General features: G+C 60.8%; 12 protein-coding genes. 2 read left to right on the forward strand and 10 right to left on the reverse strand.

Features of this window, described 5'->3' with window-relative positions:
• Nucleotides 1-215: 215 nt before the first annotated feature.
• Nucleotides 216-1,967, reverse strand: coding sequence for a type I secretion system permease/ATPase (locus RQ479_RS31650; protein ID WP_376703607.1), 1,752 nt, complete (start codon nucleotides 1,965-1,967; stop codon nucleotides 216-218).
• A 406-nt stretch (nucleotides 1,968-2,373) separates the two neighbouring features.
• Between RQ479_RS31650 and RQ479_RS31655 the strand changes: the two genes are divergently transcribed.
• Nucleotides 2,374-3,066, forward strand: a complete 693-nt coding sequence (locus tag RQ479_RS31655) for a class I SAM-dependent methyltransferase (protein WP_352517216.1) — start codon at nucleotides 2,374-2,376, stop codon at nucleotides 3,064-3,066.
• Nucleotides 3,067-3,150: 84 nt separating this feature from the next.
• Here the strand turns inward: RQ479_RS31655 and RQ479_RS31660 are convergent, their stop codons facing one another.
• The 9 genes from RQ479_RS31660 to RQ479_RS31700 all read right to left on the reverse strand — a co-directional run bounded on the left by RQ479_RS31660 (nucleotide 3,151) and on the right by RQ479_RS31700 (nucleotide 13,694).
• Nucleotides 3,151-3,417, reverse strand: a complete 267-nt coding sequence (locus tag RQ479_RS31660; protein ID WP_292653750.1) for an acyl carrier protein — start codon at nucleotides 3,415-3,417, stop codon at nucleotides 3,151-3,153.
• A 56-nt stretch (nucleotides 3,418-3,473) separates the two neighbouring features.
• Nucleotides 3,474-5,027, reverse strand: a complete 1,554-nt coding sequence (locus RQ479_RS31665) for a class I adenylate-forming enzyme family protein (RefSeq protein ID WP_376706058.1) — start codon at nucleotides 5,025-5,027, stop codon at nucleotides 3,474-3,476.
• A complete protein-coding gene (gene asnB, locus RQ479_RS31670) occupies nucleotides 5,027-7,048 on the reverse strand; it encodes an asparagine synthase (glutamine-hydrolyzing) (protein WP_376703608.1) in 2,022 nt (673 codons plus the stop codon). Before asnB ends, RQ479_RS31665 begins: the two co-directional genes overlap by 1 nt.
• 22 nt (nucleotides 7,049-7,070) lie before the next feature.
• Complete coding sequence (gene nadE, locus RQ479_RS31675) at nucleotides 7,071-8,024, reverse strand: NAD(+) synthase (RefSeq protein ID WP_376703609.1); 954 nt, start codon at nucleotides 8,022-8,024, stop codon at nucleotides 7,071-7,073.
• A gap of 26 nt (nucleotides 8,025-8,050) precedes the next feature.
• Nucleotides 8,051-10,789 carry an AMP-binding protein gene (locus RQ479_RS31680; protein WP_376703610.1) on the reverse strand — a complete coding sequence of 913 codons (2,739 nt, stop codon included), beginning with the start codon at nucleotides 10,787-10,789 and terminating at the stop codon, nucleotides 8,051-8,053.
• 304 nt (nucleotides 10,790-11,093) lie between these two features.
• Nucleotides 11,094-11,342 (reverse strand): hypothetical protein, encoded by a 249-nt coding sequence (locus RQ479_RS31685; RefSeq protein ID WP_352467105.1) that lies wholly within the window; start codon nucleotides 11,340-11,342, stop codon nucleotides 11,094-11,096.
• 191 nt (nucleotides 11,343-11,533) lie between these two features.
• The gene (locus RQ479_RS31690) at nucleotides 11,534-11,794 is read right to left on the reverse strand and encodes a hypothetical protein (protein ID WP_376703611.1); all 261 of its coding nucleotides are present in this window, start codon (nucleotides 11,792-11,794) and stop codon (nucleotides 11,534-11,536) included.
• Between the two features lie 101 nt (nucleotides 11,795-11,895).
• Nucleotides 11,896-12,795, reverse strand: coding sequence for a proline iminopeptidase-family hydrolase (locus tag RQ479_RS31695; protein ID WP_376703612.1), 900 nt, complete (start codon nucleotides 12,793-12,795; stop codon nucleotides 11,896-11,898).
• 173 nt (nucleotides 12,796-12,968) lie between these two features.
• Nucleotides 12,969-13,694 carry a LuxR family transcriptional regulator gene (locus RQ479_RS31700; protein WP_376703613.1) on the reverse strand — a complete coding sequence of 242 codons (726 nt, stop codon included), beginning with the start codon at nucleotides 13,692-13,694 and terminating at the stop codon, nucleotides 12,969-12,971.
• Between the two features lie 298 nt (nucleotides 13,695-13,992).
• Between RQ479_RS31700 and RQ479_RS31705 the strand changes: the two genes are divergently transcribed.
• Complete coding sequence (locus RQ479_RS31705; RefSeq protein ID WP_376703614.1) at nucleotides 13,993-15,666, forward strand: ABC transporter substrate-binding protein; 1,674 nt, start codon at nucleotides 13,993-13,995, stop codon at nucleotides 15,664-15,666.

Here is a 15,666-nt window from a genome sequence, read left to right on the forward strand (position 1 = left end):
GTATGACGACACGGTAACAGTAGAGCGATACTTCACATATGCCCGGCTACACCTTTGTGCGGCGGAACGACAATTCGCTGCCAAGCTCCGGACCAGATTACCCCAGGGTAGATTGGCTCGAATGCCATCCGGCTCCGGCTTCGCCCCGGTCGGCTGGCCTTCGCCGCCAACCGCAGCATATGACGACATGGTCACGTTAGACACTAAGCAATACCTCACGCATGCCCGCTTGCACCGTGTTGCAGCGGAACGACAATGTTTGGCTTGTCCGGACGCGGGAAGGGCCGGATCACATTTGCCAGAACGTCTTCGCGCGAGCCGAACGAATGGAGCATCCCGTTCGACAGGACGAGTACCTGATCGATGTTGACGAGAGCGGAGGGGCGATGCGCAACGACGATCACGATACCGCCGCGCTGACGCACTGCCAGGATTGCGCCGGCCAAAGCAGCATCGCCGTCTGCATCCAGATTGGAATTTGGTTCGTCAAGAACGACGAGGAATGGATCGCCGTAAAGTGCCCTGGCAAGCCCGACGAGCTGCCTCTGCCCAGCCGAAAGGGCCGCGCCGCCTTCTCCGATGCGTGTTTGAAAACCCTGCGGAAGACGCATGATCATCTTGTCCACGCCCGCAGCCTTGGCAGCTGCCAGCACGCCTTTTGCGTCGCTTTTGCCGCCGAACCTCGAAATATTGTCGGCGATCGTCCCGTCGAACAGCTCAACGTCCTGCGGCAGGTAGCCAATATGAATGCCGAGCAGTTCTGAGTTCCACTGATCGAGCGAGGCGCCGTCCAATCTTACCGTGCCACGAAGCGGCTTCCATGCCCCGACCAAAGCGCGCACGAGCGTGGTCTTGCCGGAGCCGCTCGGGCCGACGACCGCCAACCCTGCGCCTCTCGCCAAGCGGAAGCTTACATTGAAGATGGTTGGCTTCTGCAGACTTGGTGGTGCGACGGTCAATTCTTCGACCGCAAGCTCCGCCTTTGGGCGCGGCAGTTCCATTGTCTCTTGCTGGCTAGCAAAGGCGTCCAGTGCTGCCGCCAGCTCGGAATAGCTTTTGCGGGTTGCCAGAAACCCCCTCCAGTTTGCGATGGCCACATCGACCGGCGCCAGTGAGCGACCCAGCAAAATGGACGATGCGATGATCACGCCCGGCGAGGCCTCGCCCCCGATCACAAGGTAGGCACCAAGCCCCAGCACACATGATTGCAAGGCCATTCGAAGCGTCTTCGACAGTGAGCTCGCTGCGCCGACGACGTCGGAAAGCCGTTCCTGGTTCTTCAGATAAAGATGACTGACCTCGTTCCAGCGCCGGCTAAGCGGAGCGGACAGGCCCATCGCCTGAACAACCTCTGCGTTGCGGCGGCCGGAATCGGCCAGAAGCCGCTGTGCTACGAGTGTTTCAGATGCACGAGCCGCGGGTTTGCGGCCGATGATCTCGGCAACCACCGTCAAAAACACAACGGCGCATGCGCCGAGCGTTGCCAGCACACCAAGCGCCGGGTGCAGCAGATAGATGACCACCATATAAAATGGTATCCAGGGAGCATCGAATAAGACGGTCGGCCCCAGTCCGGAAAGAAAGCCACGTAGCTGGTCCAGATCACGAAGCGGGTGTACCCGGTTCGCATCCGGCCCGGCGACGAGGGGCAGGGAAAGCGAGGCTGCGAACGCCTTTTGCTGAAGATTTTTATGCAGGCGGCTGCCGATGCGGACTAACAGGCGAAGCCTCACGAAATCGAGGAGCCCATAGGCCGCGTAAAGTCCCAGCATCCCGACTGTAAATCCGATAAGAGTCGGCACGCTCTGCGAAGGCAGCACGCGGTCGTAGACCTGGAGCATGTAGACGGAGCCGGTCAAGGCGAGGATATTTATCAATCCGGAGAAAACGCCTACGCCAACGAGGCCGTGCACACAGCCGAACATTGCGGAGCGTAGATCGAGCGAGCGCCCTTTGGTTGACTTCATGATGTGCGCTCGTTGACGCGAAATTGCCGCGCAATCTCGTCGGTTCTTTCGATGAGGGACAAACTTTAACCTTCCGGGAAGCAGCAGCTCCGCCCCGCTGCTGGAACATTACGAATTGCTTACATACGTGCCTTCTTTGATTAAAATGTAGCAAAATCGTGACGCCAGGCTGAGAATTCGGCAACTGGCTCGCCAGGCTGGGGATAACTGGGTCGAGTAAGGAGATATTCCTAATCATGACACCGCGCAGAAGCTTATGGTCATCTTCGTAGCATCAAGGCTTCAAAGCGTCTGGGGAGGGATGGGTTTTGATTTTGTCGATCGAGAGTTAAACGATTTTGAGATACACTTCATCGGTACGCCATTGTCGGCCACCAACGCCGGCTAATACGGGAAGGCGAGTGTCGTGAGCGAAGAGATCAATGTCGCCGATGCCTATGGCAGGGGCCGCAGCACCTTCATGGGATTGCAATTGCTGGTCTCGCCCGGTGCGCTTGTTCCTCGGCCGGAAACGGAACTGCTCGGCAAGGCCGCTCTCGATGCTCTGAGCCAACTGAACTTACCGGTACCTCGCGTTGTCGACATGTGCTGTGGGGCGGGTAATCTGGCGTGCGCCATCGCACACCACGCTCCCACCGCGCGCGTGTGGGCAAGCGATCTTACCGACGGATGCGTGGAGGTCGCACGCCGCAACGTCATCCATCTTGATATGGAGGAGCGGGTAACGGTGCTTCAGGGCGACTTATTCAGCGCCTTCTCCGGCCTGGAGCTTGACGGCACGATCGACGTGATCGTTTGCAACCCGCCCTACATTTCCGAAAAACGGCTCGAGGGCGACCGTTCGCATCTGGTCGAACTCGAGCCGCGTGAAGCGTTCGCAGCCGGCCCCTACGGCCTGAGCATCCATATGCGGGTGCTCAAGGAGGCGCCGCGATATTTGCGGCGCGGAGGCATCCTGCTTTTCGAGGTCGGGCTTGGCCAGGACCGACAGGTCATGAGTTTGCTCGAGCGTTCCAAGGCTTATGAGAGTATCCGGGCAGTTACCAATCCAGCGGGCGAGGGCAGGGTGGTTGTGGGACACACAAAAGCGCAGGCATAAGCACTGCAGTCGCGGCAGGCTTCAGACACGCTGTCGCGGCTTAACGGCCGGGGACTTGAAACAGAGCTGCAAGGTTTTCGGGAATCAGTTTCTCTTGCGCATGACGTATTGCGCAATTCCCTGGATGGAATCGAGGTTCTCGGGCAGCAACTCGCTGTCTTCGACCGTGATGCCGAAGGTCTCCTCGATGAAGCCGATAACCTCGAGCACCCCCGTCGAGTCCACGATGCCCTGGTCGAGAAGCGAGGTGTCGCTCTCCAGGCTCTCCGGATCGGCTATATAGAAATTCGAGGCCAGGAAAGCGCGAATTTGTTCGCTGCAGGTATCGGTTCTATCCTTGGTAGATAACATTGATTTCGCCTCCGGTACAAAAGATGAATGCTGATCAACTTCGCCCTGGTACCGACTCATGACAGGGCCGTTTTTTTGAGTTTGCCCGTGTCGGTCATCGGCAGACTGGGTACGATGACGATGGACTTCGGAACCATGAAGTTTTCCAGCCGTCTCTGGCACTCTTTCTGCAACTGCTTTTCACCGATCATGCTTCCCTGCTCCATCACGACAAACGCCTTCACTGCTTGCCCGAGCAGCTCGTCCGGAACACCGATGACCGCGGCTTCCCGTACGCCCGCAATGTTCATCAGCACGTTTTCCACCTCCTTCGGCGCTATCTTCTCTCCGCGCGATTTTATGATCTCGTCGCCGCGACCGACAAAGTAGAGGTAGCCCTCGGCGTCCATCCGGCAGTAGTCGCCCGTGTACAGGACCTGCTCACCCGGCAGCGGGCCGGGCTTGAGCTTCCTGGCTGTCGCCTCCGGCTTGCCCCAATAGCCCTTCATCACCGTCGCTCCGCGGATAACGAGCTGACCAACGACGCCGGGGCCGACCCGCCTGTCATGCTCGTCGACAATCCACATTTCTGTATTGGGGATGGCGATCCCGACGCTCAACGGCTTTCGCTCCAGATCGTCCGGCGGCAGGTAAGTGCAGCGCTTGCATTCGGTAAGGCCGTACATCGAATAGATACGGGCGCCAGAAAACAGCTCCTGAAGCAGGAGAATGTGCTTGAGCGGCAGGGCGGCCGCAGTGTTGGTGACGTAGCGAATGCTCGAAAAATCCTGATCCCTGAGTGACTTGAGCTCCCCGAGTGCGGCAAAGATGGTCGGTACGCCGGGAAAACCCGTCACCCTCTCTTGCTTGATCAGCCCAAGGATCTGCGCCGGGAAGGCGAACGAACGCTCAAGCACGAGGCGGGCGCCGGCGCCGAATGCCATGATCATCTGGTAAAGACCGTAGTCGAAGGCGAGGGGCAGGACGTTGAGGATCACCTCGTCCTCGGCAAGCGCCAGGTATGAGGAAATCGAGGCGCACGCGGCAATCATGTTTCGGTGCGTCAGCATCACGCCCTTGGGTTCGCCCGTCGAGCCGGACGTATAAATGATCGCAGCGAGATCGATATCGATGCAGCGGCGCGCGGGCGGCGTGCTGCGGGCTGCCGCGACCGCAGTATCCCAGCGCACAGCATGCGGCAGTTCTTGCAGGTCGTTGCGTTCGATCGGTCCGGAGACGATCATGCGGCGCAACGATGGGCAATTCCGCGCCGGCTCCCTGAAAATCGAGTGCAGGTGTTTGTCGGTGATCAGTGCCGTCGGGCGGCAATCGTTGAGCAGATAAGCAAGCTTGTCGCTTTTGGTGAGCGGATTGACGATGCACACCACGGCGTTGGCCTTGAGCACCGCCCAGAACGCAACGACAGCCTCGACAGTGTTGTCGGCGAAGATCACCACCCGATCGCCACGTGTGATTCCAGCCTCGGTCAAATTATGGGCTATGGCGTTCGAGCGCATGTCGAGATCGCCATAGGTGACACGTTGGTTGCCGCACACCAGGGCCACCTTGCCGCCGAGCCGGCTGGCAGAGTGGGTGAGATAGTCGTGCAGGAGCGGTACGGCGCCATGCATCACGCGAGCACCTCTTCGCGATGCACGCGGTCGATATCGATGCTGAGGTTGAGCGTGCGAGCCCCACTTGGCCGGCTCGCGATAAATTGCTGATGGAGAAGCTGCGTCGACAGCACCCCGACCAGCGCCATATTGTCGGAGTTGGACAGGTCGCCGCCGCCGGCGCTGGCCTGGCACTTGCTCAGGAGCCGGGTAACCGACTTAGGATCGAAGACGTTCGCTTCGCGCAGCGCGGACTCCGAAAGTGCTTCGCGAATGTAGGCCGGAGCGCCATCTGCGACGAAGCAAAGCGCGTTGGGGGCCCGGTAAGGCTGCTTCTTGCGGGTGACGATTTCCGACGGCACGATCGGTTGCGCCACGCGCTTCAGCACATGCTTCTCATCGAGCACGCGCAGCTTGTAGGCGGCCGGAAGCGAATTCGCGAGCCTCACGAGTTCATGATCGAGGAACGGGAAGCGCCCCTCGACGGAATGAGCCATCAGCATCCTGTCCCCTTGTGAGGAAAGCAGGTATCCCGACATCAGCGTCTGGATCTCGATATACTGGTCCTGCGCAAGAGAGCCCCATCGCGAAAACTCCGATGGCAGGCGGGCAAGCAGCTCGGACACGGCGTTGCGGCGCTCCGTTTGGGCGCGCATGTCTGCCGAAAACAGCCGCTTGATAGCGCTTGTGGTACGCCAGCGCGTGCCATGCGCAAAACCAGGCGCGTCACAGGCGTGGATGTCGCGCCCGAAGAACTGGCGTGCCATCGCCTGCTGCTGCACCGGCGAGCGGCTGAGATAGGGATAGAGGCGCTCCAGCAAACGGGAGCGTCGCGTCGAGGCGGGCTGGCGTCCCCAGAAGCGGCGGACCTTGCCCTCGCGGAACAAATCGTAGCCCGCGAACATTTCGTCGGCCCCTTCGCCGGTCAGCACGACCTTGATGCCATGCTCGCGCACCAGTCTCGAGAGCAGGAACAGTGGCGCCGGCGCGGTCCTAAGGATTGGCCGCTCGGTGTGGTAGATCACCTCAGGGAAGATGCCAGCGATATCGCTGCGCGAAACAACCACCTCATGGTGGTCACTGCCGGCCACGCCGGCAACCACGCGCTGGAAATGCGTCTCATCATACTCGGCGTCGGCAAAACGCAGCGAGAAGGTCTGGAAGCGCTCGCCCGCGAAGCGTCTCCCCAGCGTGGCGATCAGTGAGCTGTCGAGCCCGCCGGACAAATAGCAGCCGACCGGCACGTCGGCGCGTACTATCCTGAGCGCCGTCGCGGCCTCCAGGGCGCTGCGCACTTCCTCCACCGCGTCATCAAGCGAGCCGCTGAATTCATCATCGCCGGGTGCGCCAACCTCTGGATAGCCAGGCTTCCAAAAAGCCCGCTCGCGAACGACGCCGCTGTCATAAATGCGGACATGCCCCGGCGTGAGTTCGCTTACTCCTCCAAACACGCCTTGTGGCGGCGCGACAGTCCAAAGTGTAAAAGTCTGATCGATGCCGGCTGGATCGAAGGCGCGGGGTATGTCCGCATCGGCCGCGAAAATGGCCTTCACCTCGCTGGCGAAGTAAAGCTGTCCGCCATGCTCGCAAAAGTGCAGCGGGCAGATGCCGAACCGATCCCGCGACAAGACGAGACGACCCGCCACGGAGTCCCAGATGGCGACTGCCCACTGCCCATTCATTCGTTCGAAGGCGGCCTCGCCCCAGGCATGATAGGCATGGACGATGACCTCGGTGTCGCTGCGTGTGCGGAAGCGATAGCCGAGCGCGACCAGGTCTTGTCGCAGCTCGACGTAATTGAAGATTTCGCCGTTGAAGACGATCCACATTGTGTCGCCCGCGCCGGCGAGTGGCTGCTGGCCGCTCGCGAGATCGATGACGGACAGGCGGGCATGCGCCAATCCCGCACGTCTGTCCCGGTAAAGGCCGCGCTCGTCCGGGCCGCGATGCGCCAGCGCGCCCACCATGCGCATCAGCGCATCCCGGGAAGGGGGCGCCGCGGCGGTGCTCAGCGACACAATTCCGGCGATGCCGCACATCGCCTAGCCCTCGCCCATTGAACTAGCCCTCGCCCATTGAAGAGGACACCAGCGGCCGCGCGTGAAGATAACGGGCGGCGCGCCGCTTGCTGTCGATATCCTTGAAAACCTTCTGAACCTGCACCACGGTCAGGCCGGTGGCCTCAGCGACGTCTTCGTTGGCGATCCCGTGGTTCAAGCCGTAGAGGCACAGATCCATCAGATAATATGGAAGCGCGAAGTAGAACTCCTCCTGACTCTGCGCCAGCGAGAAGGTGTCCGTGGTGGGCGGTCTGCGCCGGACCTCTTCCTCCACCCCAAGATATTCGGCCAACTGGTAGACCTGGGTCTTGTAGAGGTGAACGATTGGCATCAGGTCGGCAATTCCGTCGCCCTGCTTGACGAAGAAGCCCTGGTCGTACTCCAGGCGGTTCGGCGTGCCCGCTACCGCGTAGTTGAGGCGGTCGGCATGGTAGTATTCGGTCATCTTGCGCAGGCGCTGCTTGTAATTGGTTGCAGCGACGATCTGCAGGTAGGCGGCCGACGGCAGACGCACCGTGTCGGTCTTGCCTTCAGGGTCCTGAACCGTGAGGCGCGTGATGTTGAGACCGTTGCTCTCGAGAACCGAGGCGAGCACCAGCTTGCATTTCCAGCCGTCCCCATATTCTGGAACGACAGTCTGGATTGCTTCGGTCTGCCGTCTATAGGCGCCGATCGCTTCAAGGGCCGGCGTTATCTCCTCCAGGATCGTATCGATACCAAGTTGTGCGGCAACAGTGCGGCCGAGCCTTAGCGAGTCGCCGGAGGAATGGCGCTCCGGCATGAATATCCCGAGGACCTTGTCTTTCCCAAAGGCGCGAACACACAACGCCGCGACGACTGAGCTGTCGATGCCGCCTGAGAGGCCGACAACCACCCCTCGACGTCGCAGCGTGCCAAAGACCTGCTGGCGCAAGATCTGGACGATGCGATCGACTTCCGCGCCAGCGTCCAGCACCAGCGCGTCCTTGCCGAATGTTGAGATCAGGTCGATGGCTTGTACTCCAGTTTGCGAGACTCGGTTGGCGAATAGGTCTGCGCCACCGCTTTCTCGATAAGGGGACGGTTGGTGGCGAGGTGAGGCTCTATGACCAGATCGATGTGGGTGCCGACGATCGGAATCACATCCAGATGGGCGAAAACGCGATCCCAGCCGATGGCCAGAGTCATTCCGGGTCGAGCACAGCGAAACAGGGTGCCGGTGATCGGCAGCGCCGGCTTCGGCTCCGTCAGCCATTGGAAGAAGGCCCGCGCCCGCAAAACCTCCTGCAGTTCCAGTTTGGTTCTAAAGCTCGTCGCATTGAACTGTCCCTGGGCGTAGCGATCGAGAAGCTGGACCAGTTGCGCCTCTCGCCGCATTTTCACGGCGACTTTCGCGAGGGCGCGGCAAGCCATCCGGTAAGCGGATACGCGGTTGGTCCGGATTCGATTGAATGTGCGCGTAAACGTCTCCAAGTAGGCGCTTCGCTCGCCGACGAGGCTGGTGTCGAGGATGCCGAGGAACTTTACGGTTCGCCCCGCGGCCAGCAGCCGCGCCGCAACTTCGAAAGCAACAGCGCCACCGAGCGAATGGCCGAGAAGTCGTACATGGCCCGACGGTTGAGCGCGGCGGATCTGCTCGACCGCGGCATCGGCCATGTCGGCGAGGCTGTTTTGTCCGCGCAGTATCAGAGCCAGAGCCGGATACCTGATGGGGGCAACGCGGGTGACCTTGCCCATCGCTGCTGCAAAGGCAGCAAGGCTCGGGCCATAGCCGACGGATCCCGGGAACAGAAAAAGAATGGGAGGGTTGTGCCTCTCGGCGCGCGCGCTTTGATCGCCTGCCTGGGCAGATACGACCGCCTTGACCATTTCGTCCAGGCTCATCCCGACGGTGAAGGCCTCAAGACCGAGTTCCTGCCCGATGACGCTTTCGATTTCCATGACGCAGTGCAGCAGCTTCAGCGAATCTCCTCCGGCGTCATCCCAGCGCCCTGCCGCCACGCGCGTATTGAGAATGCTGGTCCACGCCCGCTGGACGACCTGCTGCGCCGTCAGCTTGCCTCGCGGCTCGAGCGGACGCGCGGTCGCTGCTGTCTCTCTGGCTGAAAGATCCATCTCTGCAAGTGTCGTGATGTCGACTTTGCCGCTCGGCAGACGCGGAATCTCGGCGATCGTGTGCAACCGCAAGGGACGCAGCGGCGGCGGCAGATTGGTCCTTACAAGCTGGCGAAGCTCGTCCGAAAAGGTCGCTTCGACCGAGCCCCGAGGAACAACAAAGGCGACAAGCTCATTCGCCGCAGCCACGATTGCCACAGCATCCGCAACAGAGGGTGCGCAACGCAGCACCCGTTCGAGTTCGGCTGGCTCGACGCGTCGACCATTGATCTTTACCTGGCGCCCCTTGCGACCGACGATGTGCAGTAGGCCTTGATTATCAAGTCGAACGAGGTCACCTGTCGCGAAAATCCGAAGGCCTGGATCGTCCGGGTCTGATGCTGCCGGGACAACCGCCCCGTCCTCCCAATGGCCAAGCAAGACATACGGGCTCCTGATCAGAAGCTCTCCTCTGCGGCTCGGTTGAACGCGGCGGCCCGTTTCGTCGACAATTGCGAAGGTGATTCCAGGCAGCAGCCAGCCAACTGGAACCGAATCTCCATGCTCCGGCCAGTCTCGCGGCAGGAACCATTGCGCGCCGGTGGTCTCGGTTGACGAGTAACCGATCTGGATGAGGCACGTATCGGAGACGGCCTTGCGCAGCAGGGCGATGTCGGTCCAGGGCACCTTCTCGCCACCGATCCGGGCGACTCTAAGTGAATGGAACGCTTCAGCAGGTCCGTCTGCCATGAGCGCGCGAAGCAGCGCCGGCACCAGATAGGTGATTGTCACGCCTTCGGAACGCACCAGGCGTTGAACGGCGCGCAAGCCGACCGCTTCGACTTCGACCAGATGCAAGGTGGCGCCGGTGAGAAGGGCTGCAAGAATTTCCCGGCACCCGGCGATTGTGGCGGGTCCTGTCAATGGCAGGAAAACATCATCCGAGTTGATGTGGCATGCATCGACATATTGCTGGACCCGGCACAGCAAGCTGCGCTGGCTGTTAACGATGCCTTTGGGCCGGCCCGTGCTTCCTGACGTATAAAGCACGATGGCGGGCGCATCGACAGATATGGAATAAGACTGAGGCACTTGCCCAGCCTGCGAGGCCGCACTGGTCGACACATCGATCCAACTGACCCGGTGAGGCAGACCGTCGGGTCGGACATTCCCCTCGCCCAGGACAGCTGAGAGCCGCGCCCCGGCCACGATTTCAAGAATCCGCGAGCTAGGATCTCGCGCGTTCAGTGGCACCGAAGGCCGTCCAGCCGTCATGCTTGCCAGCATGGCGATGGGATACCAGGCCGAGTTGGCCTGAAGAATACCTATCGCCTGTCCGTCTGGGACGGCCGCCGCGATCTGGTAGGACAGCGTCTCAACTGACCGGAGAAGCTGGGAATAGGTCAGACGATTGGCGCCGTCGCTGATTGCAAGCTTGTCGGGGTACTGGCGGACGATACTTCTCAGGTGCTCGAAGGCGGCAATGTTGGTAAAATCGGCGCCCAATCTTTGAAATGGGCGCAGTGCGGGACCACCCTGATCCAGTGCGTATTGTGAGACACTTGACCAACTATTGGAGGTCGCTGTCTGACAATCCACCGCTAGATCCTGATCCGCGATTTCTGATCCCAAATATGCCGAAGACATGAGTTGCCCACGCTAAGATTAGGGTCACTTATCGCCCCCCGCCCCAATCTTTTCATCGATCATTCTGATGATGCCCTGATCTTCCCTCAAGGACGCTTGGTTAGTCACTTCGCCTGTTTCGCAAGCCGCCGGCCGAGCCAAGCATTCCGGGCTCGCTGGGTGCTGTGGTGCGCATGACGCAGCGAGCATTGGCGTTTGTGCCAAGTTGGCAACACCTGTTGCACACATGCCAAGGCGGGATCGAAGACCAAGGTGGGATCGAAGACGGAATTTGCCGCTATTCAGGCATTATTCAGCATATTGCCTATTCTGTGTTTGTCCCGGGCGATACCGGCGACGCTTCGGTGTCGGAATAGCTGCCGGGGACGAAACAATATGCATAGATCTGTCCCCGATTTTCGTCAGTCACACGGATCCAGTCCTTTTCCCATTTTCGGAAGGTAATATGTCCATCGGTCACCATGGCCGCAGCTCTGAACGGACTCGGCGCGTTGACGACGCGCACCGAGATCACATCGTCGCCGTCCATACGCTCGACGAGATACGTCTGCATCAAAGCCTCCCGCTAAACCACCCGAACTTTAACGGCCGCTAATGGTTTCGGTTGCAACGTGCTTGGCGAAATTTGGGGGGACACGTTCCATACCTGCAGGCACCGAATTCCTTCGCACTCGGCGTCGACCGCGCTGGTCTCGCCTGTCGTCAACGGTTCGCGCGCCCTGAGCGTCGGGACCCAAAAGAAGCTCAAGACAGCTCAGCGCGCTGAGATATCGGCCGGATGGCACAGCGCGCAGCCTGCGCGCCGCCCAGACCGGCACCATCGCCGCGCCGATTTCGGACGTCACCACCCCCTTTTTCGCCGAGTTCGTATGCGGAGTGGAGGACGCGGCCCACCAGCGCGCCGAGCGCTATAATATTCTGCTGTTCAATACCGACGAGAAACACGGCACGCGAAGCGCGCGAGATCGACCCGGTGCTGGAGCGCCGCATCGACGGCATCGTCATGGCACCGGCGGCGGCAACGAGGAGTTGCTCGCCGACCTTGCCGAGAGCGGACTGTCACTCGTCTTCGGCCACCGCAGGCTGAAGGGCGTGTTGCTGGAATGTCAATCGTATTTGGCCAGGAAGCGACCAACGGCGGCGAGGCAGTCGTGCTTTTCCTCGACATGCGGCATGTGGCTGGAATTCGGGAAGACCAGGCCGTCGACGTGCGGAATACGATCGAGAAAGGGCTGGACACAGGCCTCGGTCGCTTCGTCGTAGAAGCCGCGAAAAACCAGGGTCGGCGCCTCGATCCGATGCAGGCGGTCGACGATGGTCCAGTTCCGCATCGTGCCGATGACGTGGAACTCATTGGGACCGTTCATGGTGTGATAGACGGTCGGATCTTCCTCGATTGCCGCAAATGTCCGGGCGACCTCCGGCGGCATCGGAACGACGCGACAGACATGGCGGTCGTAGAAAGCCTTCGTCGCCGTAACATATTCGGGGTGATTGGTGGTTCCCGCCGCTTCATGCCGGTCGAGCGCATTTTGAACATCGGCTGGCAACTCGGCGCGCAATTGCTGGGCCCCTTCCACCCACAGCGCCATCGAGGCCAGCGAATTGGCCAGGATCAACGCCTTGAGCCCCTCAGGGCGGCGCACGGCATGCTCCGCCGAGAGTATGCCGCCCCAGGACTGGCCAAGCAGGGCGTAACGGCCGGCAATGCCGAGATGGGTGAGCAGCGCATCGAGTTCGCCAAGGAAGAAATCGACGGTCCAGAAGTCGCCGCCCTTGTCCGGCAGATGGGTCGATTTGCCATTACCGATCTGATCGTAGTGGATGACGGCTCGCCCGGTTCCGGCAAGCTCCTTGAATGAGTCCACATAGTCGTGCGTGCAGCCCGGTCCACCATGAGCGACGATCAGGGGCAGCTTGCCGGAGGTGAGATTGCCGGTCACCCGGTACCAGGTTCGATAACCCTTATAGCCGCTAAATCCCTCCGTGGTCGCATGTGCCGTCACAGTCCAAGCTCCGCATCATGGCGCGGCAGGAGCCACTTTGGTGCACCCCTCCCAAGCCTTGTTTGCGGCCGACGGTACTAAGCGGCCTGGCGCATTTACAGCTAGCACTATTTATAGGTTCGCCGGTTATGGGCTTGCCCGAGGCAAGGCCGATCGCCCGCAGGTCGCGAGCCTCAATGCTCCGGTTCGAGCAACCGGTAATGGGCGGCGAGCGCGATGGCATGGAAGCGGTTGCGCGCGCCAAGCTTTCGCGTCGCCGCGTTGAGGTGCAGCGTTGCGGTCGGTACCGCGCGGCCAATCTCACGCGCGACCTGCTTGGCCGTCAGTCCGGCAGCGGCCAGGCGCAGGCACTGGCGTTCGCGCGACGTCAGATGGACATGTTGGCAGGTGCGGATTCCGGTGTCGAAACCGGCGTAGACGGAGTCATGGAGCAGATGACCCAGATCGCCGATCTCGGCGATGAAGGGTCTGGCTTCGAGCTCGAACCCGGCCTCCGGATCGGCACGGATCGCGGTGAAGGTGGCGAGATCGCCGCCGGCAAGGCGAATGGGTACGGTGACGCCGCAGGTCATCCTGGTATCAAGCAAATAGCTGACCACAGGATCGTGCTTGGACTGAAGCACGCGCTGCATGACGGTGCTCTGAACGCCGCTGTGCGACCACAGAAACGGTCTCGATACGGTGAGCGCGGCCTCCTGCACCGGGTCAAGCTGATAATATCCGCCCTTGCACCAGAGATCCTGCATGTCGCGCGGCACGTTGCGCAGAGCCATCAACGACGGCGTGATAAGCTCGCCCTTGTGACTGACCGGCACGGGCGTATAGTCGTAGATGAATGCGGTGAAACCGATGGGCTCCAGCACCTCCGTTGCCACCGCCATGGCAGCGTCGATGCTCATTCCAGTTCGGAACCGGCTCTCTAGATCGCCTGGAAGGCTTTGCATCGGGCAAGCTTACCCGCTGATGATTGCTTGTCAAATAGCCATGTCGGCCGGCTGCTCAACAAATAGGCGGGATAAGCCTGTCCGACCCTATCTATCTTAATAGCTATCCCGTCCGGCTTCGCTCGCCGTAGTCTTTTGCGATTGGGCCAAGTAGCGGACGCCGTTCGCAACCCAGACTGTTTTCAGCCGCGCAATGGTCGATCGACCGGGTTCAGCGCGGCAAAAGCCGACACGCCTCCATGAGGGAACAAATATGCGACCCCAAAAAGCATTTGCAGCATTGATACCCGGGCTGGCTCTGCTCGGCGTGACCATGATGTCGCCGGCAAGCAGTGCCTTGGCCACCGAGGGCAAGCCAGGCGGCACACTCCGACTGCTGGCCAATGCCGCGGCAGGCACCGCCGATCCGCACATCAATTACACGCTGCAGTATTTCCAGATCAATTATGTCCTCTACGATGGCCTGGTGACCTACAAGAAGACCGGGGACAAGACGGGCTTCGAGGTCGTCGCGGACCTGGCGGAGAGCCTCCCGCAGGTCGAGAACGGCGGCAAGACCTATGTCTTCAAGCTGCGCAAGGGCATCAAATTCGCGGATGGCTCGGACGTCACCACGAAAGATGTGGTCGCTTCGTTCCAGCGCATCTTCAAGATCAGCGGGCCGACGGCCGGGACCTTCTACAAAGGCATCGTTGGTGCGGATGGGTGCTTGAAGGCGCCCGCGACATGCACCCTCGACGGCGGCCTGTCGGTTGACGATGCGGCCGGAACCATTACGTTCAACCTGGTCCAGCCAGACGCCGAGTTCCTGCAAAAGCTTGCGGTTCCACATGCGTCGATCCTGCCGGCGAGCGCGCCGCTCAAGGACGCCGGCACCGATCCGATTCCGGGCACCGGACCCTATATGATCGCCAGCTACGACCCCAACAAGCTGATGAAGATTGTGCGCAACCCTCATTTCAAGGAGTGGAGCAAGGAAGCGCAGCCGGCCGGATATCCGGACGAGATCGACTATGAATTCGGCCTTACCGACGAGGCGGCGGTGACGGCGGTCGAGAATGGCCAGGCGGACTGGATGTTCGATCCGCCGCCGTCCGACCGTCTCGCCGAACTCGGCACCAAATATGCCAAGCAGGTCACAGTTCACCCGCTGACGGCGATGTGGTATGCGCCGATGAACACCAATCTGGCGCCGTTCAACGACATCCGCGTTCGCCAAGCGGTGAACTTCGCCATCGACCGCGCCGCGATCGTCAAGCTGTTCGGCGGCAGCAATCTGGCGCAGCCGGCCTGTCAGATCCTGCCGCCGGGCTTCCCGTCATTCGCAGCATATTGCCCGTTCACCGCCAATCCGGGTGAGAAGTGGTCCGCGCCGGATATGGACAAGGCCAAGCAATTGGTCGCTGAATCGGGAACCGCAGGTCAGGAGGTGACGATCATCACCGAGGACACCACGGTCTCCAAGGCGATCGGCGTCTACCTGCAGGATGTGCTCAACCAGCTTGGCTACAAGACGTCGGTCAAGCCGATCTCGCAGAACATACAGTTCACCTACATCCAGAACACCAATAACAAGGTGCAGATTTCGATCTCGCAATGGTTCCAGGATTATCCGGCGCCATCGAATTTCCTGCAGGTCTTGTTCAGCTGTGCCTCGTTTACGCCGGGCTCCGACGCCTCGGTCAATATTTCGGGGTTCTGCGACAAGTCGATCGACGCATCGATGGACGAGGCAGAGGCAGCCACCATCGCCGATCCGGCCAAGGGCGCGACACTCTGGACCGCCATCGACAAGGCCGTGACGGACAAGGCTCCGGTCGCTGTCCTGTTCACGCCAAAGCGCGTCGATGTGATCTCTTCCAGGCTGAAGAACTTCACCTTCAGCCCGCAATTCTACTGGATCGTCAGCCAGTCCTGGGTGGAATAG

This window comes from Mesorhizobium sp. ISC25 (assembly GCF_042295465.1).
GTDB lineage: Bacteria > Pseudomonadota > Alphaproteobacteria > Rhizobiales > Rhizobiaceae > Mesorhizobium.

Coding starts and splice junctions, on each gene's coding strand:
- RQ479_RS31650 (WP_376703607.1), bottom strand. CDS start 1,967: ATGAAGTCAACCAAAGGGCGCTCGCTCGATCTACGCTCCGCAATGTTC.
- RQ479_RS31660 (WP_292653750.1), bottom strand. CDS start 3,417: ATGTTATCTACCAAGGATAGAACCGATACCTGCAGCGAACAAATTCGC.
- RQ479_RS31665 (WP_376706058.1), bottom strand. CDS start 5,027: ATGCATGGCGCCGTACCGCTCCTGCACGACTATCTCACCCACTCTGCC.
- asnB (WP_376703608.1), bottom strand. CDS start 7,048: ATGTGCGGCATCGCCGGAATTGTGTCGCTGAGCACCGCCGCGGCGCCC.
- RQ479_RS31680 (WP_376703610.1), bottom strand. CDS start 10,789: ATGTCTTCGGCATATTTGGGATCAGAAATCGCGGATCAGGATCTAGCG.
- RQ479_RS31685 (WP_352467105.1), bottom strand. CDS start 11,342: ATGCAGACGTATCTCGTCGAGCGTATGGACGGCGACGATGTGATCTCG.
- RQ479_RS31690 (WP_376703611.1), bottom strand. CDS start 11,794: ATGACGATGCCGTCGATGCGGCGCTCCAGCACCGGGTCGATCTCGCGC.
- RQ479_RS31700 (WP_376703613.1), bottom strand. CDS start 13,694: ATGAGCATCGACGCTGCCATGGCGGTGGCAACGGAGGTGCTGGAGCCC.
- RQ479_RS31705 (WP_376703614.1), top strand. CDS start 13,993: ATGCGACCCCAAAAAGCATTTGCAGCATTGATACCCGGGCTGGCTCTG.